Genomic DNA, 21,142 nt, shown 5'->3' with positions numbered 1-21,142 from the left:
AATATATTCACTCGAAACGCACTTTTTTAGTGCCTCATGCACCTGTCAAGTGCAGGAACCTTTCACAACAAGAGCAGTAAACTGTCAGGAATGAAGAGCACAACCCTGGGTTTTCTGTTAACATCCCGTTTTAAATTTGTTTCAGGGCGGAGCAGAACGATGAAGTTTATCTCTTTTAATATCAATGGACTGCGTGCAAGACCACACCAACTGGAAGCCATCGTGGCACAACACCAGCCAGATGTTATTGGGCTGCAGGAAACCAAAGTACACGACGACATGTTTCCGCTCGAAGACGTCGCGAAGCTGGGTTACCACGTTTTTTTCCACGGGCAGAAAGGCCATTATGGGGTTGCCCTGTTAACAAAAGCAGAGCCACTGGCAGTAAGGCGGGGTTTTCCAGGCGACGACGAAGACGCGCAGCGGCGCATAATCATGGCAGATATCCCAACCGAATTGGGAACACTGACAGTGATTAACGGCTATTTTCCGCAGGGTGAAAGCCGTGAACATCCGGTGAAATTCCCTGCTAAACAACGGTTCTACGCCGACCTTCAGGATTACCTGACCACGTCCCTCAACAGCACCAATCCGGTACTGATTATGGGTGACATGAACATCAGCCCAACAGATAACGACATCGGTATTGGCGAAGATAGCCGTAAACGCTGGCTGCGCACAGGAAAATGCTCCTTCCTGCCGGAAGAGCGTGAGTGGATGGCTCGTCTGCTGGAATGGGGCCTGGTCGATACCTTCCGTGCCGCTCACCCGGATACTCAGGATAAGTTTTCGTGGTTTGATTACCGCTCCCGTGGCTTCGACGAAAACCGCGGGCTGCGCATTGACTTGTTACTGGCAAGTGAGCCACTGGCAAGCCGTTGCACAGGTGTCGGGATTGATTACGAGATTCGTGCAATGGAAAAACCCAGCGATCATGCCCCTGTTTGGGCTGAATTTTCACTCTGAGCCCAGTATCATAAATACCCCGGGGAGAACCTATGGGAGTGATTGAGGTTGTTGCCGCCATCATAGTGAACAATGGCAAGCTGTTGCTCGCTCAACGCCCTCCCCAGGGTGACCAGGCGGGGCTGTGGGAATTTCCTGGTGGGAAAATTGAGCCGGGGGAAACCCAACAACAGGCGCTACGCCGGGAACTGCATGAAGAACTGGGTATAGACGCACAACCAGAAAGCTATATAGCCAGCCACAGCCGCCCTGTAAATGGGCGCCTGATTAACCTGCATGGCTGGTTTGTGCCCATCATATCCGGTACCCCCAATAACCACCACCATAGCGAGCTGGTTTGGGTTACACCTCAGGAAGCTCGCCAGTATTCACTGGCACCGGCAGATATCCCTTTGCTTGAAGCGTTCATGGTTTCACCCGCCGCCATATCAGCGGGTTTGTTCCCATAACCTGGTCATCACGCTGGCACTGCAGCAAAACGCCTTCCATTTTAATGACGGCACCTTCCGAATAGTTCTGGTTCTGGTAGATACAGCACTGGTTACAAGGCGGAATCTGCTGCTGTCCTTGCGTAGTGAAGACTTCAGAAGGGACATTTACTTGCACGTCAGGCTGCCGGTTCTGGGCGGCCGCTCCCAGACTTACGCCCAACACGAGGCTTACGGCGAACAGATGCTTTACCATGGTTTCCCTCTTTTTTCGTACTTGTGGCGCCCTGCGTAGCCCGAATACCGCGAAACTGTGCTGGCTGTGCAGATCGCGCCTGTTCAATAAGTTGATGTAAGGTTGCAACCAGCGGTTGCATAAAATCCTGATACCGGCACTGTTTTTCACTGATTTGCGTAAGCACAGATTCCCAGTGTGCTGTCATATCTGGCCGCCCGGCGCTTTCAGGAAGCGAATGAATCAAGGCACACCCGGCAGGTGTGGCGTGTATATAGCGCCCTTTTTTCTCCAGAAAATTACGCCGAAACAGCAATTCAATGATACCAGCGCGGGTGGCTTCAGTACCCAGGCCATCGGTCGCACGCAGGATTTTTTTCAGGTCCTTGTCCTGAACAAAGCGTGCAATACCGGTCATGGCTGAAAGTAATGTGGCATCGGTGAAATGGCGTGGAGGCTGGGTTTGACGCTCCACCACTTCGCCAGACTCACATAACAAGGTGTCGCCTTCGCTGACCACCGGTAATGGCATACCATCGTTTTCTTCATCACGTTCTTTGCCACCGAGTAGCACACGCCAACCAGCATCAGCCAGAAAACGGGCTTTGGCGATAAACTTGCCTCCGGCAATATCCAGTTCAATAACACATTTGCGGTACCAGGCATCAGCACAGAACTGCATAAGGTATTGTCGGGCTATCAGTGTATAAACATTAGCTTCATTTTCAGAAAGCTTCACTGAAGCAGTACGGGCAGTGGGGATAATGGCATGGTGCGCATCCACTTTTTTATCATCCCAGCAACGGTTACGCCGCTCGGGATCCACTGCGGGTTGCGGGAGTAGTGATGGGGCATGCACACCGATGGCATTCATCACAGCATGGCGGCCCGCAAAATGTTCCTCCGGCAAGTAACGGCAATCAGAACGCGGGTAGGTAATCAGTTTGTGGGTTTCATAGAGCTTCTGGCAAATATCCAGCACATTCTGGGCACTTAGCCCAAAACGTTTTGCCGCTTCTATCTGCAAAGCGGAAAGCGAAAATGGAAGCGGTGCGGTTTCAGATTCTCGTTTATCGCTGTAGCTGGTTACCTGCGCTGGTTTCCCGGTTATGCGGGCGACCACATGCTCAGCCAGCGGGCGGTGTAACAACCGCCCTTCTTCGTCCTGCCAGGGCTCACATGAATCGCTGGGCTGCCAGATAGCGACAAAACGCTCATCCTGTGGGGTAACAATGTGCGCCCGGACTTCAAAGAAATCCCGTGGCACAAAATTCGCTATCTCTTCATCGCGCCGCACCACCAGCCCCAAAACCGGGGTTTGTACCCGGCCAACAGACAGGACACCTTTAAACCCGGCGCGTTGCCCTACAAGAGTCCAGGCTCGCGTCATGTTAATACCGTAGAGCCAGTCTGCACGAGACCGTGCCAGTGCGGACACACATAGCGGTACAAACTCACTGTTATCACGCAAACGCTCTATGGCCCGCTCAACCGCCTGAGGATTCAGATCATTGATCAGACAACGCTTAACCTCTCGACGCTTTTGCGGCGCGAGCTGCAGGTAATCCAGAACTTCATCAACCAGTAATTGCCCTTCGCGATCCGGGTCACCCGCATGAACCACTTCACTTGCTTCCCCCAGCAGGCGTTCCACAACCTTGAGTTGCCGGGCGGAAGCGGCCCGTGGGCGCAATTGCCACTTTTGCGGAACAATAGGCAAATCGCTCAGATTCCAGCGGGAAAACCGTGCATCATAGCCATCAGGTTCAGCCTGTTCCAACAGATGGCCAATACACCAGGTCACCGTCTGGTTATCACCACAAGCAATAAAGCCATCGCCTTTGCGGTGCGGCTTTGGCAAAACATCCGCAATAGCGCGCCCAAGACTGGGTTTTTCTGCAATAAACAACCGCATAGATTAACGGATCTCTATCATTGGGCGCCCGGCTCGTGCGGTTTTCAGTTCACCAATCACCTGCAATGTAATGCCATACTGTTCAGCAACAGCATTTACCTCAGATTCTGCTTGTGGGCTGACAGCAAGCAACAAACCACCAGAAGTTTGTGGATCACAGAGCAAATTACGCCACGCGGCTGGCATTTCCCCCATTAAATGCCCATAGCTGGCGAAATTACGTTCAGTACCACCCGGCACACATCCCTGAGCAATATAGTCTTCAACGCCAGGTAAGGTTGGCACTTTACTGTATACAACTTCAGCCTGAACGCCTGCTCCCTGACACATTTCACTTAAATGCCCCAGCAGGCCAAAACCTGTTACGTCAGTCATGGCTTTTACTCCATCCAACGCGGCAAAATCTGCACCAGCTTTGTTCATCCGGCACATGACTTCCGTCGCAAGGCCAACATGCTCAGGTTGTAATAATCCTTTTTTCTCCGCCGTTGTCAGCACACCAATCCCCAGTGGCTTGGTCAGATATAACTGGCAACCAGCGCTGGCCGTTGAGTTTTGTTTCACTCGTTCCGTAGGCACCACGCCAGTAACAGCCAGCCCAAAGATAGGTTCAGGCGCATCAATTGAATGCCCACCCGCCAGCGCAATGCCAGCCTCCCGGCAGGCAAACCGACCACCATCAACCACCTGTGCAGCAATCTCCGGAGCCAGTTTGTTTATGGGCCAGCCCAGAATAGCAATCGCCATAACGGGCTTGCCCCCCATAGCATAGATGTCACTGATAGCGTTGGTTGCCGCGATGCGGCCAAAATCAAAAGGGCTATCAACAATAGGCATGAAAAAGTCGGTAGTACTGATAATGCAGGTTCCATTACCAAGGTCATAAACTGCGGCATCATCGCGGGTTTCATTGCCTACCAGCAAATGTGGGTCACAAAATTTTTCCTGCTCCGAATGAAGGATTGTTTCCAAAACTTTTGGCGAGATTTTACACCCACAGCCTGCTCCATGGCTGTATTGTGTTAAACGAATCGGCTCTTCACTCATGGACAATCTCCTGTCAGTCTTTTTGCCCACTATGGTAACGATTCTCTGACAGCGAGGTAAGTATGACTGTCTGAATAATTACAGTTTTGCTTATCTGTCAGGCAGTCATATCAATAACTCAGAAATGTCGGACGAAATTTGTCATATCAGGAGTAGCAACTGTCGGTGCTGCTTTTAACTGTGGTGTTCCTAAATACAAAAAGCCGACAATTTTATCCTGCTCGCGGCAGGCCATTGCTTCACGAACTTGTGGGTGCCCGGTCCATGCTCCTGTTCGCCAGATACCGTTATACCCTTGTGCCACTGCAGCCATCTGCATTGCCATAACAGCACAACCAGCGGACATTTCCTGTTCCCAGACAGGTACTTTGGGGTGTGCTTCGCAATGTGCGATAACAGTGATAATCAGCGGAGCCCGGAACGGCGCATTCTTTGCTTTGTCTACTGCTTTTTCATCCATTTTGTCTGCCAGAGCCGCCTGTTCCAGCAGAGAACTGAAACGGTCTCGCCCTTCACCTTCAATCAGCACAAAACGCCACGGTTGAAGTGCGCCATGATCCGGAGCACGCATCCCGGCTCGTAAAATTTGTGTCAGCGCATCACCTTGTGGTGCGGGTTCAGCCAGCCGTGAAGCGCTACGGCGGTTAACCAGTAATTCCAGTGCGTCCATCTGTTAGCTCCTGTGTTAATTTTTACTCACAAAATTAACACAGCAACAGGTTTTGTTACAGCGTCCACCGCGATTCATGCTGACAACTGCGCGCGAGCTATTTAGGATAATGACACTGTACGGTGCAGCACTGAATCAGAACCAGGCGAGCCCACCGAAATTGATATGGAGAATACATGCGCACTCTTTGGCGAATTATTAGTGGTTTTTTTACATGGACATGGCGTTTGCTAAGCTTTTTTCGCAATCTGGTACTCAACCTGATCTTTATTCTGGTGGTACTGGTTGGTGTTGGAATGTGGTACCAGTTACGCACGCCTCCGGAGGTGCCGCAGCGTGGTGCCCTGCTTCTGGATATAACAGGAGTGATTGTCGATAAACCTTCTGTCACCAATAAACTGGGTATCATCAGCCGGCAATTGTTGGGCGCCAACTCCGACCGCCTGCAAGAAAACTCACTGTTTGATATTGTGGATGCAATCCGGCAGGCAAAAGATGACCACAACATCACCGGTATCGTACTGGACTTAAAAGATTTCGCCGGCGCCGACCAACCGTCCATGCAGTATATTGGCAAAGCGCTGCGTGAATTCCGCGACAGTGGCAAACCGATTATTGCTTATGGCAGTAATTACAGTCAGGGCCAGTATTACCTGGCAAGCTTCGCAAATAAAATTTATCTTGCACCACAAGGTGCAGTTGACCTGCACGGTTTTGCTACCAGCGGGCTTTACTATAAGTCACTGCTTGATAAGCTAAAAATCACCACTCATGTGTTCCGGGTCGGCACCTATAAATCAGCAGTAGAGCCATTTATCCGTGACGATATGTCACCGGCGGCTCGCGATGCAGACAGCCGCTGGATTGGTGAGCTATGGCAAAACTACCTGAATACGCTTGCAGCTAACCGAAATATCACGCCGCAACAGGTCTTCCCTGGCGCACAGGCTTTACTGGCCGGGTTACAGCAAACGGGTGGCGACACCGCTAAATATGCGCTCGATAACAAACTGGTCGACGAACTGGCTACTCATGCTCAAGTGGAAAAAGCACTCACTAAGCAGTTTGGCTGGAACAAGAAAAACCACCAGATCCGGGCAGTCAGCATCTACAACTATCCTTTAAGAACACCGTCTGATGCTGGTGGAGCTATTGCGGTCATTTTCGCGAATGGCGCCATTATGGATGGCCCGGAAACCCAGGGCAATGTGGGGGGGGATACCACCGCAGAACAGATTCGTGAAGCCCGTCTCGACCCGAGTGTCAAAGCGATTGTGCTGCGAGTGAACAGTCCTGGTGGTAGTGTCAACGCATCTGAATTGATCCGTGAAGAGCTGGCTGCAGCACGCCAGGCTGGAAAACCGGTGGTCGTGTCCATGGGCGGCATGGCAGCTTCTGGAGGCTACTGGATCTCCACTCCCGCCAACTACATTATTGCCAACCCCAATACCCTTACTGGCTCAATCGGCATCTTTGGTGTTATCAACACTGTCGAGAACAGTCTGAGCGCGATTGGTGTTCACTCAGATGGGGTATCAACTTCCCCGCTGGCGCAGGTCTCCATGACACAGGCCTTACCGCCAGAAGTACAGCAGATGATGCAACTGAGTATTGAAAATGGCTATAAGCGCTTTATTACACTGGTTGCACAGTCACGCCATAAAACGCCGGACGAGATAGATCAAATTGCCCAGGGGCATGTCTGGACCGGGCAGGATGCCAAAAATAACGGTCTGGTGGACAGTCTGGGGGATTTTGACGATGCACTGAAAAAAGCGGCTGAGCTGGCAAAACTCAAGCAGTGGCACCAGGTTTATTACCAGTCTGAGCCCAGTATGCTGGATAAAGTGATTGGCATGTTTGACGGTTCGGTTAAAGCTATGCTACCCGATGCATTGCAGGCCATGCTACCTGCCCCACTGGCAAGTGCCAGTAAGGAAATTATGGCGCAGAGTAACAGCCTGGCGCTGTTTAATGACCCGCGCCATCGTTATGCCTGGTGCCTGAACTGTTCAGACATTCGTTAACCAGATATCAGCCCGGTATATCCGGGCTGATTTTTTAGTAATTCCTCACTATACTGCGCCTGTTTACGTACCCCAGGGCCCTGATATGCAAAAAAAATCTATTTATGTCGCTTACACTGGCGGCACCATCGGTATGCAACGTTCTGAGAATGGTTATATACCTGTTTCTGGTCATTTACAGCGCCAGCTCGCGCAGATGCCTGAGTTCCACCGGCCTGAGATGCCTGCGTTTACCATTCATGAATACCAGCCGCTGATGGATTCATCCGATATGACGCCTGAGGACTGGCAGCATATTGCCGATGATATCGCCGCACACTATGACCAATATGACGGTTTCGTTATCCTGCACGGAACGGACACCATGGCATTCACGTCTTCCGCGTTGTCGTTTATGCTGGAAAACCTTGGCAAACCCGTGATTGTCACCGGCTCGCAGATCCCCCTTGCTGAACTGCGTTCCGATGGGCAGATAAACTTGCTAAATGCGTTATACATTGCGGCAAATTATCCTATCAACGAAGTGACATTGTTCTTCAATAACCGTCTGTATCGTGGTAACCGGACAACTAAAGCCCATGCTGATGGTTTTGATGCTTTTGCCTCACCTAACCTGCCGCCATTACTGGAAGCAGGCATTCATATTCGCCGCCTTAATACCACTCCCGCGCCTTCTGGACTGGGAGAATTACAGGTGCACCCCATTACTCCGCAACCAATTGGGGTGGTAACAATTTACCCAGGTATTGCGGCCGACGTGGTGCGTAACTTTGTACGCCAGCCCGTAAAAGCCCTCATTCTGCGTTCCTACGGAGTAGGCAATGCCCCACAAAATCGCTCATTTACTGAAACATTACAGGAAGCCTGCGACCGGGGTATTGTTGTCGTAAACCTGACGCAGTGTATGTCTGGTAAAGTCAATATGGGAGGCTATGCTACTGGAAATGCGCTGGCCCAGGCGGGCGTGATTAGTGGCTACGATATGACCGTGGAAGCGACACTGACTAAGTTACATTATCTGCTCAGCCAGAACCTGGACAGTGAAACAGTACGCCAGCAGATGATGAGCAATTTACGCGGTGAACTGACTCCTGACTGATGGAGGTTTGCATGGCACGCAGAGCCTTATTGCTGGTTGATATCCAGAATGATTTTTGTGCCGGGGGCGCACTGGCTGTCGCCGAAGGTGACGCTACTGTTGAGGTTGCCAATCAGTTGATAGAATGGTGCGAGGCTCGCGGAGAAATTGTTATCGCGTCTCAGGACTGGCACCCGCAACATCACGGTAGTTTTGCACGGGTGCAGGGTGCAGAGCCCTTCACAACAGGGATGCTGGATGGGCTTGAGCAGACCTGGTGGCCGGATCATTGTGTTCAGAACACGACGGGTGCCGAGTTACATCCGTTACTGAAACAAGGGTCCATCTCCGCCTGTTTTCACAAAGGTGAAAATGCGCTGATTGACAGTTACAGCGCATTTTTTGACAACGGGCACCGGCAAGAAACGCAGCTCCACGCCTGGCTCCAGCATGTTCAGGCAGACCAATTGATTATTATGGGCCTGGCTACGGATTACTGCGTCAAGTATACAGTGCTGGACGCACTCAAACTGGGCTATCAGGTTGCAGTCATTGTCGATGGGTGTCGGGGTGTTGAAATGCAGGCAGGCGACAGTACCCGCGCGTTTCAGGATATGTCCTGTGCCGGCGCAACTCTATACACACTGGAAGACTGGTTAGAATCAGAAAGTTGAGGCCACTGACACGCCATGTTCGGCAGGCAATGTTTGTACCTTGATACTCGCGCGAGCCTGCACACGGGCTCGCGTTTTTAATTGCAGCACAAACGTTGTGTTAGTGGTCAAACTATCCCCAGAGTACCCAGGGTGTTGATTACCAGGCACCTGGCGCCGACAAACGTGACAACGTCACAAAATCCCGCATCAGCAAAAGCCAAATAAGTACATTCCTGCTGCCAGAGTCACAACGTTGTTAGTCTTGTGGTTTCAGGGTCACAATCGGTGACGTTTCAATGCCGAACTCCGCTTTTAGTTGCTGTTTGCTTTTCATCATAATCTGCCCATTGGTACCAATTGTCATATGTTCCGGGTCAGCATTGGTTCGCTGTTGCCAGAGCATGACCAGTTGCAGGCAGTTTTCTTTTTGTTCCGGAGTCAGAGGAACACCATCAGGCCACTTTCCCAGTTCCACCGCCGTTGCAAGACGCTGATAAATTTCCGGTGTCATTGTGGATAATACAGCCTCAAAATCCATCATCATTTCTCTCCTTGCTGGAATAATTTGCTGAAACGTTTCAATTAGCCTTTAATCTCTTCACCAGACTGCCCGTCAGTAAAGCTTAGCGAAGCGGAATTCACACAATAGCGTTCGCCAGTAGGTCGCGGACCATCAGGGAATACGTGCCCTAAATGTGCGTCACAATGTGCGCATCGAATTTCAGTGCGCTGCATTCCATGTGAATAGTCATTCAGATAACGAACAGCCCTACTGTCGACTGGCTCAAAAAAGCTGGGCCAACCACAACCAGAATCGTATTTTGTTTCAGACCTGAAGAGTGGCGCATTACACACCAGGCAGTGATACAGGCCATCACGCTTGTTGTGCAATAATTGCCCGGTAAAAGGGGGTTCCGTGCCACGTTCCTGAGTGACAAAAAATTGCATTTCAGTCAGCGTCTTTTTTATATCGTCATTTTGGGATGAATTGCTCATGGGTGTACTTCCGGCATTAATGGGTTTATCAAATTCTCTCAAGGATTCTAACAAAACATTAACACTCAAGGCGCGACTTTTGTTCTAAACTGTAGCCTGTAAAAGCGACGCAATTTCATTTGTGATCTAAGTCACATTATTCTATAGAGCTGACTTTAAAATTCTGGGCGCAGTCCCCATAGAGACTTGTAGCCCAAATGGATGAAGAGGCAGTCAGTCGCACAAAGCTTACGCAGAGGATTGATTTGTCGCAATGATTGACACGATTCCGCTTGACGCTGCGTAAGGTTTTTGTAATTTTACAGCCAACCTTTTATTCACTAACAAATAGCTGGTGGAATATATGACTATCAAAGTAGGTATCAACGGTTTTGGCCGTATCGGTCGCATTGTTTTCCGTGCTGCTCAGAAACGTTCTGACATTGAGATTGTTGCAATCAACGATCTGTTAGACGCTGAGTACATGGCTTACATGCTGAAATATGACTCCACTCACGGCCGTTTTGACGGTACCGTTGAAGTGAAAGACGGCCACCTGGTTGTTGACGGTAAAAAAATCCGCGTTACCGCTGAAAGAGACCCGGCTAATCTGAAATGGGACGAAGTTGGTGTTGATGTCGTTGCAGAAGCGACTGGTATCTTCCTGACTGACGAAACCGCTCGTAAACACATCACTGCTGGCGCCAAAAAAGTTGTTATGACTGGCCCGTCCAAAGACAGCACTCCGATGTTCGTTCGCGGCGCTAACTTCGAAAAATATGCTGGCCAGGATATCGTTTCCAACGCATCCTGCACCACCAACTGCCTGGCACCGCTGGCTAAAGTTATCAACGACAACTTCGGCATCATCGAAGGTCTGATGACTACTGTTCACGCAACTACCGCTACTCAGAAAACTGTTGATGGCCCGTCTCACAAAGACTGGCGCGGTGGCCGTGGCGCTGCTCAGAACATCATCCCGTCTTCTACCGGTGCAGCTAAAGCAGTAGGTAAAGTACTGCCAGAACTGAACGGCAAACTGACTGGTATGGCGTTCCGCGTTCCTACCCCGAACGTATCTGTTGTTGACCTGACTGTACGTCTGGAAAAAGCTGCAACCTACGAACAAATCAAAGCCGCTATCAAAGCTGCGAGCGAAGGCCCGATGAAAGGCGTTCTGGGTTACACTGAAGACGACGTGGTATCTACCGATTTCAACGGTGAAGTGTGCACTTCTGTGTTTGATGCCAAAGCGGGTATCGCACTGAACGACAACTTTGTGAAACTGGTATCCTGGTACGACAACGAAACTGGTTACTCTAACAAAGTACTGGATCTGATCGCTCACATCTCTAAATAAGAGATGAGCATCTGATCCTAAGGGCGACTTCGGTCGCCCTTTTTTATTTCATCACAGAGGAAGGCATTAATGATTGAAAAAATCTTTGCACTACCGGTACTGGAACAGGTTACAGCTACAATATCTCGCCGGCAGCTGGGTGAACTGGATATTTTGGTTGTCAATCACCCAGCCGTGAAAGCTTCCGTTGCGTTGCAGGGCGCACATCTTCTGTCATGGCAACCCGCAGGGGAAAAAGAAGTGCTGTGGCTGAGTGAAGCATCTCTGTTTGAACATGGTCAGGCTATCCGCGGTGGCGTTCCCATTTGTTGGCCCTGGTTTGGTCCGGCAAAAGATTCATCATTGCCGTCCCATGGTTTCGCCCGTAACCTGGACTGGCAACTCAGCGCTCATAACGAAGACAATAACGGTGTTGTATTAACATTCGAACTAAAAAGTAGCGATGCATCCCGTAAGTACTGGCCTCATGATTTCACGCTTTATGCCCGTTTTAAACTTGGGGCAACTTGTGAAATGGAACTGGAATCTCACGGCGAATTTGAAACGCAATCTGCACTGCATACCTACTTCACCGTTGGTGATATTAGCGCGGTGAGCGTGAGTGGCCTGGGCCACCGGTTCATTGATAAAGTTAAAGGCGGTGTTGAAGACCAGCTTAGCGATGGCATCCAGACCTTCCCGGACCGGGTTGACCGTGTTTATCTTGAGGCTGAAGCCTGTAGCGTCATCCACGATAAGAGCCTGCCGCGCCGTATTGATGTGGTTCATCACCATAACTGCAACGTTGTTGCGTGGAATCCGGGCCCGGCATTATCTGTCAGTATGAGTGATGTTCCGGATGATGGTTATAAAACCTTCGTTTGTGTTGAAGCCGTTAATGCGACCATCCCGCAAAAAGTCACTGCCAGCCAGCCGGGCCGCCTGGCTTGCGTGCTCTCTGTCAGCAAATAACGCCTGAAAAACTGTAAAACGAGGCGCAACTGGCAAGTTTGCGCCTCGTTCACTCACACCATATCAAGTGGCATCTTGTGTACCGGTGGCACAAAAAAAGAATCAAGTAACTCACAATGCGCCTGGGTCAGCACAATATTTGCTGCCTGTGCATTCTGTTGAACATGTTCAACAGAAGACGCCTTGGGAATAGCCATCACACCGGGGTGGCGAATCACCCAGGCTAGCAGCAACTGCGCAACAGTAACCCCCAACTCAGCGGCCATGGACAGTATTCCACTATGCTGCATCAACCCCCTGCGCAAGCGCCCGGCCTGAGCGAGCGGGGAATACGCCATTACAGGTATATGGTGGGTGCTACACCAGGGTAATAAATCATATTCAATACCGCGTGAAGCTAAGTGATAGAGTACCTGATTGACCATACAGGCCTGACCACCCTGAATATCCCACAGCTCCTGCATATCGCTGGCATCAAGGTTAGACACACCCCACCGCCTGATTTTCCCCTGCTTAACCAGGCTCTCCATCACGCGTACTGTTTCTTCCAGTGGGATATTCCCCCGCCAGTGCAGCAACCATAAATCCAGATAGTCAGTCCCCAGCCGCTTCAGGCTACCCTCACAGGCTTCAATCGCCTTTTGGCCACCCGCGTTCCAGGGATACACCTTGGATACCAAAAACACCTGATCACGACACCCGGAAATCGCTTTGCCAACTACGCGTTCAGCACCACCGTCAGCATACATTTCAGCAGTATCAATCAACGTCAATCCGGCATCAATTCCCGCCTGAAGCGCGCGCACTTCCTGGGTAATATCACTGGAGCGCTCCCCCATATACCAGGTTCCCTGGCCAATTGCGGGCAATGCGGTGTTGTCAGGAAGCACAACCTTGCGTTTATCCATCGTCTGATACCTCTGGTTTTAAAACCCATACCGGTGGAACGTCTGCTCCCCCGGTTATCAGTCATCTGCTTATGGTTACACTGACTGTAAAACAAACGGGGCGCAAGCGCCCCGTAAAACTGCCTGAAATTTCAGTTTAAAATCTGTAATTAACACCTGTCAGTAATACACCCGTCCATGAGCTGTTTACCATAGGACTGTCTTTAATCGCCTTGCCAAGGCGAACATAACGACCCATGCCAAAAATACTCCAGGAAGGTGTTACAGCGTAATTCACAGAAAGCTCAACATACGGGTTCCACGAACTTCCGGCATCCCATGAATGGATACCGCTACGGCTGGATTCAGACCGGCTCACCCCATAGTAATAATCATTATGGTTGGCGCTGTTCCATTGTATCCCTACGCCCGGGCTCAGGTTCCAGCGGCCATACTGATAATGGTAAAGCCATGTGTTATCCCAGGTGATACCATTGCTGTTGTCCAGCATATCACCGGCCAGTACTGTACGCAGAGAGCCGAATTGCGCAGTATTATGGGTCCAGGTAATTCCCCCCATAACCGTGGCATAACGGTTGTCCAGCCGTTTCATTTGATGGTTCGAACTGTCTTTTGCGCGGAAGTGAATGGGGGAATAAAACGCCGTTAACGCAACTTTGTCGCTCTCGTCATTCCACAAATAATAGCCGCCATTAAACCCACGAAAATAAAAGCTCTCCCCTTCATAGCCAATCACAGGAACGGGATAAACTTTATTTTTATAGCCTACGTAAGGGTCTGGAGAAACCAGTGCGCCAGCGCCCAAAGACCAGCTTGCTGCGCCTGCACTCTGGCAAACCCCAAACGCCAGTGTGCTCATCAATATTACAGAACGCATATTCACTTTTAGCTCATTCCTTAGCGATAAAAACGCACAAAGTGTAGCAGATGCTTTGTTTACCCTTAATCAGATAATCCCATTTTTACTGGTTGTCATTTTTTATTCATTATTATCTGCTAATTATAATCACCTGAGTTATTTCTTTATTAACAACCAATTGAGAGCTAACCACTCTCTACAGCACAGAAAACAGAATACTTTTCTCAGGCGATAACACACCAATTGTGCTGCAATCTTGCTTTTCTGCACATCATTTAAAAATTTACCAACATTTGGCCACCCTTCAATGTTGGTTGATTATATCGACATAAAACAAAAAATAGAAATTTACACTTAATTTAAAATAAAAAACAGACCAATAAACCAATTTCAGCTCAATTTTTAACCAATCACAGCAATATCCCGCCACGCTAACAACTTGATCAATCGACAATAGACGCTCATAACAAATAGGACGGTGTTGTGTTTTTGAATGCCGTTGCATACCACCGCTAAAAGTAGGAAAAACTGATAGCTGTAACATGTTCCCAGAATTTATAACAGGACGGTACGCCATGAATATATTCGATCACTATCGTCAGCGTTACGAAGCTGCCAAGGACGAAGAATTCACACTGCAGGAGTTTCTCGCCACTTGCCGGCAAGATCGCAGTGCCTATGCTAACGCGGCAGAACGGCTGTTGATGGCCATAGGCGAGCCGGTGATGGTGGACACAGCACAAGAACCACGGCTATCCCGTCTCTTTTCGAATCGCGTCATCGCGCGCTATCCTGCCTTTGAAGAATTTTATGGCATGGAAGAAGCTATTGAACAGATTGTTTCTTATTTGAAACACGCGGCTCAGGGGCTCGAAGAGAAGAAACAGATTCTTTATCTGTTGGGGCCAGTAGGTGGCGGCAAATCTTCACTGGCTGAACGCCTGAAGTCATTGATGCAGCGTGTTCCCATCTATGTCCTGAGTGCCAATGGTGAGCGCAGTCCGGTCAATGACCATCCTTTCTGCTTATTCAACCCACAGGAAGATGGTGAAATACTCGAGAAAGAATACGGTATTCCTAAACGCTACCTGGGCACAATTATGTCACCCTGGGCTGCTAAACGCCTGCATGAATTTGGTGGTGATATCACCAAATTTAAGGTGGTCAAAGTCTGGCCATCCATCCTCGAACAGTTGGCGATTGCCAAGACTGAGCCAGGTGATGAAAACAACCAGGATATTTCCGCCCTGGTCGGTAAAGTGGATATCCGTAAACTTGAACATTATGCTCAAAATGATCCTGACGCCTATGGTTATTCTGGTGCACTGTGCCGTGCGAACCAGGGAATCATGGAGTTTGTAGAAATGTTCAAAGCACCCATAAAGGTGCTGCATCCATTGTTGACAGCAACTCAGGAAGGCAACTACAACGGTACTGAAGGGATTTCTGCTCTGCCCTTTAATGGCATTATCCTTGCCCACTCGAACGAATCTGAATGGGTGCAGTTCCGTAATAACAAAAACAATGAAGCATTCCTTGACCGTGTTTATATCGTCAAAGTGCCTTATTGCCTGCGGATTTCTGAAGAAATTAAGATCTATGAGAAACTGCTCAACCACAGTGAACTGACCCACGCACCTTGCGCTCCTGGTACCCTGGAAACACTGGCGCGTTTCTCTATCCTTTCGCGCCTGAAAGAGCCGGAAAATTCCAGTATGTATTCGAAAATGCGGGTTTATGATGGTGAAAGCCTCAAAGATACTGACCCGAAAGCGAAGTCCTATCAGGAATACCGGGACTACGCGGGTGTGGATGAAGGGATGAACGGGCTTTCGACACGTTTCGCCTTCAAGATCTTATCCCGCGTATTTAACTTTGACCACGCAGAAGTTGCCGCAAACCCGGTACATTTGTTCTATGTACTGGAACAGCAAATTGAGCGTGAGCAATTTCCACAGGAGCAGGCTGAACGGTATCTTGAATTCCTGAAAGGCTACCTGATCCCCAAATATGCAGAGTTTATTGGCAAAGAGATTCAGACAGCCTACCTCGAATCCTATTCTGAATATGGGCAGAATATCTTTGACCGTTATGTTACATACGCAGATTTTTGGATTCAGGACCAGGAGTACCGTGATCCGGATACTGGCCAGTTGTTTGACCGTGAAGCACTCAATGCTGAACTGGAAAAAATTGAAAAACCAGCTGGTATCAGCAACCCGAAAGATTTTCGTAACGAGATAGTCAATTTCGTCTTACGTGCCAGAGCGAATAACAGTGGACGTAACCCGAACTGGACCAGTTACGAGAAACTGCGCACAGTGATTGAGAAAAAAATGTTCTCGAACACTGAGGAGTTGTTACCTGTTATTTCGTTCAATGCCAAAACCTCAACCGACGAGCAGAAAAAACACGATGACTTTGTCGATCGAATGATGGAAAAAGGTTACACACGTAAACAGGTTCGTTTGTTATGTGAATGGTATCTGCGTGTACGGAAGTCCTCATAACCATAACAGGCGCTGGCAAGGCACAGCGCCTGTACACTGCACAATATGCAGTGGTGAATCTGCGCTTTGGCATGAAGTTTGGGGGAAATATGGCCTATTTTATTGACCGGCGTCTTAACGGTAAAAATAAAAGCACGGTTAACCGCCAGCGCTTTTTGCGCCGTTATAAAGCGCAAATCAAACAGTCGATTTCCGAGGCCATTAATAAGCGTTCGGTAACCGACGTGGAGAGCGGCGAATCGGTTTCCATACCTGTCGATGACATTAATGAGCCAATGTTCCATCAGGGGCGTGGCGGGATGCGCCAGCGTGTCCATCCCGGTAATGACCATTTTGTTGAGAAAGACCGTATAGAACGCCCTCAGGGCGGTGGCGGTTCAGGGAGTGGGGAAGGCCAGGCCAGCAATGATGGCGAAGGCCAGGACGAGTTTGTGTTTCAGATATCCAAAGATGAATATCTGGATCTGCTCTTTGAAGATTTGGCGCTGCCAAACCTGAAGAAAAATCAGCAACGGCAGTTAAATGAGTTCAAAACACACCGCTCCGGGTATACGGCCAATGGTGTGCCAGCCAACATTAGTGTGGTTCGTTCACTACAAAATTCACTCGCCCGCCGCACAGCAATGAGTGCCGGTAAACGCAGGCAATTGCGGGAGCTGGAGGCCGCACTGGATACAGTAGAGCACACCGAACCGGTACAACTGCTGGAAGAGGAACGGCTGCGCAAAGAAATTGCAGAATTGCGTGAAAAAATTGCCCGGGTGCCTTTTATTGACACATTCGATTTACGCTACAAAAACTTTGAGAAACGCCCGGAACCGTCCAGCCAGGCGGTCATGTTTTGCTTAATGGATGTGTCTGGCTCAATGGATCAGGCAACCAAGGATATGGCTAAGCGCTTCTACATTCTGCTTTATCTGTTCCTGAGCAGAACATACAAGAATGTGGAGGTGGTGTATATTCGCCACCATACCCAGGCCAAAGAAGTGGATGAACATGAGTTTTTCTACTCACAGGAAACCGGAGGAACCATCGTTTCCAGTGCGTTAAAGCTGATGGATGAAGTGGTCAAAGAACGTTATGACCCGGCCCAATGGAACATCTATGCCGCACAGGCATCCGATGGCGATAACTGGGCTGATGATTCGCCTCTTTGCCACGAAATTCTGGCTAAACGCTTACTGCCTGTGGTGCGTTACTATTGTTATATCGAAATAACACGGCGAGCGCACCAAACGTTATGGCGGGAATATGAACATTTGCAGTCAATGTTCGAAAATTTCTCCATGCAGCATATTCGTGACCAGGATGATATTTACCCGGTATTCAGAGAGCTGTTCCATAAGCAAGCAGCTGAAATGAGCAGCTAGTCTTTTACAATCAGCCAGTTAAGAACTCTTTTCTGGCTGATTTTCTGCTATTGGTGTCACCGTTCCTTGCTGGGGTCATGATCTGCTTAATCTGGCAAATATTTAATATTCGGACCACAGTTCAGAATTATCTTTTGATGGTTTTTGTCCACTATTAACTCTGACCAGCTCCCCAGGCCATTTAATATCAAGTGAATTTTTAAATTCCTGTATATCAACATAACCCATCACCTCACCCTCTGTCTGTAATTCCCATTCAGTGCCATTCCATTGTGCAAAATCATAAACACCAGCAACTGGCCCCAACTTTATTGCCACAAAGTATAATCCAACAAGCGATGGCAATTTTTTTTGCCAATTTAATTCAATACTCATACTGACTCCTGAAACTGTTCGCGACACACTGACAATGACGTATGTTGCCTCAACAAGCGCACATGCCGCGAAAAGCGAGATCTGGTTATATTCCCATTCCTTAACAAAACAACAGCAAAACAGTGGCAAAGAACAGTGTGCGGTATACACTGGATAATCCAGCAGCTTGTGAGATAGCGGTATGACCGAGCACGAAATTAATCAGGATATCTACCACCAGCTTGTATCTTTACTGACTCATGAAGAGGCACGTTTTCGCATTATGGAGCATGAACCCGTTGGCAAGTGTGAAGCCGTTTCTGTGGTTCGGGGAACCCGGCTGGAACAAGGTGCCAAGGCGCTGGTGTGTAAAGTGAAGGGAAACAGTGTTAAACACCATGTGCTGGCTATCCTGAGTGCAGCACAACAGGCCGACCTGAGTAAAATCGCGCACCATTTTGGCGGGCTAAAAGCATCACTGGCAAGCCCGTTGGAAGTAGCAACACTTACTCAGTGCGTTTTTGGCGCCATTCCACCTTTCAGTTTTCACCCGGAGCTTACCCTGATTGCAGACCCGGGGTTATTTCTCCAGCAGCAAGAAATTGCCTTCAATGCGGGTCGCCTGGAAAAATCTATTATTCTCAATACCGAAGATTACTTGCGCATTGCCCGCCCGCAACTGGTGAACTTTACCCGTTGAACTCTTTTGTCGCCGCAAGGTTCAGGCAGATTTATCTGTGTCACCCATTTGTTGATCAAGATAGCGTCCTGGCGTAGTGCCCAACACCTGGCGAAATATATTAATAAAAGCCGTGGTTGATTCATAACCAAGAGTGCGTGACACCACCTGAACACTCTGCCCTGCAATTAAATAACGTACTGCCATAATCACTATCAACTGCTGTCGCCAGTGGCGCCACGTCATTCCTGTCTCGCGCAAAATGAACCGTGATAAGTTTCGCTCACTCATTGCCAGGTGTTTTGCCCATTCAGACAAAGTTCGGCGGCTTCCCGGGTTATCGGCCATGAATCTTGCCATCTGACAAATTTTAGGATGCCCGGAGGAAGGGAGCCGCAGAGGAGCAACCGGCAATTCAGGTAGTTCATCACGCAAAACCGCCACCAGGCGGGCCGTGCGTTCCCGCGCATATCTTGACAGCCCTTTTTCAGCCAGAGACAAAACTAATGCTCTTACAAGAGGAGAAACCTGAAGAGTGCAACATTGCTCTGGCATCGGAATTTCTCCCATTTCAAGAAACAGAAAACACAGCCTTGCGCGCGCCATAGCCCGGTTACTGTGCATCGTATTACCCGGTATCCATACCGCATAACCTGGCGGAACAATCCACATCCCCTGTTCAACTTCGCATGAAACGCCGCCATGCAGGACCAGGATTAGTTGCCCTTTACGGTGTTTATGTAACGGAAAAAACTGGTCTTTATCATCTTCCGTTTCAATAAAAAATGCGACAGCCGGATCATGATTCTCATCCGGAATGAAGCCACTGAGTGCAAGGTCTCGCGCCATTATTTTGTCCGATTACAGCGATAAAATGTCATTTTAGCTTAATTCATCATACCGCTTTACGGCGTATCATGTCGGTAAATGAGGAGAAACAATGACTACCGCACTTCGCTTAATCGCCCCCTGGCGTATGATTGCCGGCATATTGCTGATTGCAGCCACACTTCGTGCTTCTTTTACCGGCCTTGCTCCACTGCTGGATCAAGTCAGCAACCAGTTTGCATTATCTGCCACTCAAACCGGGATACTGACCACCTTGCCTCTGTTCGCATTTGCCATCATCTCACCACTGGTGGCCCGCTTTTCTCGCTACTTTGGCCCGGAACGAAGTCTGGTTACCGCATTGTTGATTATCTGCGCCGGCATTTTGCTGCGCTCCAGTGGCAACCTTTGGGGGCTCTACGTGGGAACGGTATTGATTGGTGCCGGTATTGCTGTGGGAAATGTACTGCTACCCGGGCTGATAAAACGAGATTTTCCCGGGAGTATTCCCCGCCTTACCGGCGCTTATTCTCTGACGATGGGCGTCGCTGCCGGTTTGGGCTCGGCAGCAATGGTGCCACTGGCTATCCGTTTTGGCTGGCAGGGCGCATTAGTCTGCCTGATGATTTTTCCGATACTGGCACTTGCGATGTGGTGGGATCAGGTTGGTAAAGGTACCCAGACCACCCACGTACGGCAAACCACAAATTCTGCTCCACGAATCTGGTCCAGTTCACTCGCCTGGTTCATTACCCTCTTTTTAGGTATCAACTCGCTTATTTACTATGTGGTGATTGGCTGGTTGCCCATCATACTGACAGATGCCGGATACAGCGAAATCCAGGCAGGCTCATTGCATGGGTTAATGCAACTCGCCTGCGCTGTACCTGGATTATTGATTGGCGTGGTGATAAGCCGGATGCGCGACCAACGCGCTATCGCTGCCGGAGTTTCTTTACTTTGCACATTTAGCCTTGCAGGGTTGTGGTTTTTCCCATCCGCCGCTTCCATTTGGGTATGCCTGTTTGGCTTTGGGTCTGGCGCGACAATGATCCTCGGGCTGTCATTTATTGGCCTGAAAACCTCAACGGCTCATGAAGCAGCCTCGTTGTCTGGCATGGCTCAGTCAGTTGGTTATTTACTGGCTGCATTTGGTCCCCCCTTAGCGGGTAATGCCCATACATTCACACACTCATGGGCATGGCCTGTTCTTGGTTGCGCTATGTTGGGTGTTGTTATGGCTATTCTGGGAACAGTTGCAGGGAAAGCACACCAGTAAGCATTATGCCCCGAGACGGATTCACTCGTTTCGGGGCATGACGACAA

Annotated in this window: 21 protein-coding genes; 11 read left to right on the top strand and 10 right to left on the bottom strand. The window is 49.5% G+C overall.

The genetic code is table 11. From position 1 onward, the window contains the following. The first annotated feature begins 159 nt into the window (after positions 1-159). Both xthA and MPHASIOC01_RS05025 read left to right on the top strand, forming a co-directional pair. Entirely contained in the window at positions 160-966 is an 807-nt protein-coding gene (gene xthA, locus MPHASIOC01_RS05030; protein ID WP_064595821.1) for an exodeoxyribonuclease III, read from the top strand. Positions 967-998: 32 nt separating this feature from the next. Continuing rightward, a complete protein-coding gene (locus MPHASIOC01_RS05025; RefSeq protein ID WP_064595745.1) occupies positions 999-1,415 on the top strand; it encodes a pyrimidine (deoxy)nucleoside triphosphate diphosphatase in 417 nt (138 codons plus the stop codon). On the opposite strand, the gene MPHASIOC01_RS05020 is transcribed toward MPHASIOC01_RS05025, so the two are convergent. The 4 genes from MPHASIOC01_RS05020 to MPHASIOC01_RS05005 form a co-directional block, all read right to left on the bottom strand. Further along, positions 1,372-1,650 (bottom strand): YnjH family protein, encoded by a 279-nt coding sequence (locus MPHASIOC01_RS05020; protein WP_074388773.1) that lies wholly within the window; start codon positions 1,648-1,650, stop codon positions 1,372-1,374. The genes MPHASIOC01_RS05025 and MPHASIOC01_RS05020 overlap by 44 nt on opposite strands. Then, positions 1,574-3,544, bottom strand: a complete 1,971-nt coding sequence (locus MPHASIOC01_RS05015) for a DNA topoisomerase III (RefSeq protein WP_353614112.1) — start codon at positions 3,542-3,544, stop codon at positions 1,574-1,576. The genes MPHASIOC01_RS05020 and MPHASIOC01_RS05015 overlap by 77 nt, the downstream gene beginning before the upstream one ends. A gap of 3 nt (positions 3,545-3,547) precedes the next feature. Beyond that, positions 3,548-4,591, bottom strand: a complete 1,044-nt coding sequence (gene selD / locus MPHASIOC01_RS05010) for a selenide, water dikinase SelD (RefSeq protein WP_064595749.1) — start codon at positions 4,589-4,591, stop codon at positions 3,548-3,550. A gap of 118 nt (positions 4,592-4,709) precedes the next feature. Further along, a complete protein-coding gene (locus MPHASIOC01_RS05005; protein WP_064595751.1) occupies positions 4,710-5,261 on the bottom strand; it encodes an NAD(P)H nitroreductase in 552 nt (183 codons plus the stop codon). 176 nt (positions 5,262-5,437) lie between these two features. On the opposite strand from MPHASIOC01_RS05005, the gene sppA reads away from it, so the two are divergent. The 3 genes from sppA to pncA all read left to right on the top strand — a co-directional run bounded on the left by sppA (position 5,438) and on the right by pncA (position 9,040). Next, positions 5,438-7,288 carry a signal peptide peptidase SppA gene (sppA, locus tag MPHASIOC01_RS05000; protein WP_353614111.1) on the top strand — a complete coding sequence of 617 codons (1,851 nt, stop codon included), beginning with the start codon at positions 5,438-5,440 and terminating at the stop codon, positions 7,286-7,288. Positions 7,289-7,373: 85 nt separating this feature from the next. Then, positions 7,374-8,387, top strand: coding sequence for an asparaginase (gene ansA / locus MPHASIOC01_RS04995; RefSeq protein WP_064595756.1), 1,014 nt, complete (start codon positions 7,374-7,376; stop codon positions 8,385-8,387). Between the two features lie 11 nt (positions 8,388-8,398). Further along, positions 8,399-9,040 (top strand): bifunctional nicotinamidase/pyrazinamidase, encoded by a 642-nt coding sequence (pncA, locus tag MPHASIOC01_RS04990; RefSeq protein WP_064595758.1) that lies wholly within the window; start codon positions 8,399-8,401, stop codon positions 9,038-9,040. Positions 9,041-9,278: 238 nt separating this feature from the next. Here the strand turns inward: pncA and MPHASIOC01_RS04985 are convergent, their stop codons facing one another. Together MPHASIOC01_RS04985 and msrB are read right to left on the bottom strand one after the other, a co-directional pair. Further along, complete coding sequence (locus MPHASIOC01_RS04985; RefSeq protein ID WP_064595823.1) at positions 9,279-9,560, bottom strand: YeaC family protein; 282 nt, start codon at positions 9,558-9,560, stop codon at positions 9,279-9,281. Positions 9,561-9,604: 44 nt separating this feature from the next. Beyond that, positions 9,605-10,018, bottom strand: a complete 414-nt coding sequence (msrB, locus tag MPHASIOC01_RS04980) for a peptide-methionine (R)-S-oxide reductase MsrB (RefSeq protein WP_064595760.1) — start codon at positions 10,016-10,018, stop codon at positions 9,605-9,607. 343 nt (positions 10,019-10,361) lie between these two features. On the opposite strand from msrB, the gene gapA reads away from it, so the two are divergent. Together gapA and MPHASIOC01_RS04970 are read left to right on the top strand one after the other, a co-directional pair. Next, the gene (gene gapA, locus MPHASIOC01_RS04975; protein ID WP_036108473.1) at positions 10,362-11,357 is read left to right on the top strand and encodes a glyceraldehyde-3-phosphate dehydrogenase; all 996 of its coding nucleotides are present in this window, start codon (positions 10,362-10,364) and stop codon (positions 11,355-11,357) included. Positions 11,358-11,426: 69 nt separating this feature from the next. Then, positions 11,427-12,308 (top strand): D-hexose-6-phosphate mutarotase, encoded by an 882-nt coding sequence (locus MPHASIOC01_RS04970; RefSeq protein WP_064595762.1) that lies wholly within the window; start codon positions 11,427-11,429, stop codon positions 12,306-12,308. 53 nt (positions 12,309-12,361) lie between these two features. On the opposite strand, the gene MPHASIOC01_RS04965 is transcribed toward MPHASIOC01_RS04970, so the two are convergent. Both MPHASIOC01_RS04965 and MPHASIOC01_RS04960 read right to left on the bottom strand, forming a co-directional pair. After that, on the bottom strand, positions 12,362-13,216 hold the full coding sequence (locus MPHASIOC01_RS04965; protein ID WP_064595764.1) for an aldo/keto reductase: 855 nt from the start codon (positions 13,214-13,216) through the stop codon (positions 12,362-12,364). A 136-nt stretch (positions 13,217-13,352) separates the two neighbouring features. Then, a complete protein-coding gene (locus MPHASIOC01_RS04960) occupies positions 13,353-14,093 on the bottom strand; it encodes a MipA/OmpV family protein (RefSeq protein WP_156519010.1) in 741 nt (246 codons plus the stop codon). Between the two features lie 557 nt (positions 14,094-14,650). Here MPHASIOC01_RS04960 and yeaG point away from each other — a divergent pair. Together yeaG and MPHASIOC01_RS04950 are read left to right on the top strand one after the other, a co-directional pair. Beyond that, positions 14,651-16,585: a protein kinase YeaG gene (gene yeaG / locus MPHASIOC01_RS04955; RefSeq protein WP_064595768.1), complete on the top strand. Its 1,935-nt coding sequence runs from the start codon at positions 14,651-14,653 to the stop codon at positions 16,583-16,585. Between the two features lie 71 nt (positions 16,586-16,656). After that, complete coding sequence (locus MPHASIOC01_RS04950) at positions 16,657-17,955, top strand: YeaH/YhbH family protein (RefSeq protein WP_064595825.1); 1,299 nt, start codon at positions 16,657-16,659, stop codon at positions 17,953-17,955. A 102-nt stretch (positions 17,956-18,057) separates the two neighbouring features. On the opposite strand, the gene MPHASIOC01_RS04945 is transcribed toward MPHASIOC01_RS04950, so the two are convergent. Then, positions 18,058-18,330 (bottom strand): hypothetical protein, encoded by a 273-nt coding sequence (locus MPHASIOC01_RS04945; protein ID WP_353614110.1) that lies wholly within the window; start codon positions 18,328-18,330, stop codon positions 18,058-18,060. 181 nt (positions 18,331-18,511) lie between these two features. Here MPHASIOC01_RS04945 and MPHASIOC01_RS04940 point away from each other — a divergent pair, with 181 nt between their 5' ends. Next, positions 18,512-19,009 carry a YbaK/prolyl-tRNA synthetase associated domain-containing protein gene (locus MPHASIOC01_RS04940; RefSeq protein WP_064595770.1) on the top strand — a complete coding sequence of 166 codons (498 nt, stop codon included), beginning with the start codon at positions 18,512-18,514 and terminating at the stop codon, positions 19,007-19,009. 21 nt (positions 19,010-19,030) lie between these two features. Here MPHASIOC01_RS04940 and MPHASIOC01_RS04935 read toward each other — a convergent pair whose 3' ends face one another. Further along, a complete protein-coding gene (locus tag MPHASIOC01_RS04935) occupies positions 19,031-19,837 on the bottom strand; it encodes a helix-turn-helix domain-containing protein (protein WP_064595771.1) in 807 nt (268 codons plus the stop codon). 91 nt (positions 19,838-19,928) lie between these two features. On the opposite strand from MPHASIOC01_RS04935, the gene MPHASIOC01_RS04930 reads away from it, so the two are divergent. Beyond that, entirely contained in the window at positions 19,929-21,095 is a 1,167-nt protein-coding gene (locus MPHASIOC01_RS04930; protein WP_064595773.1) for an MFS transporter, read from the top strand. Positions 21,096-21,142 lie beyond the last annotated feature (47 nt).

The sequence above is a fragment of the Mangrovibacter phragmitis genome (assembly GCF_040429585.1).
Classification (GTDB): domain Bacteria; phylum Pseudomonadota; class Gammaproteobacteria; order Enterobacterales; family Enterobacteriaceae; genus Mangrovibacter; species Mangrovibacter phragmitis.
This window is presented reverse-complemented; position numbering and strand designations above follow the sequence as displayed.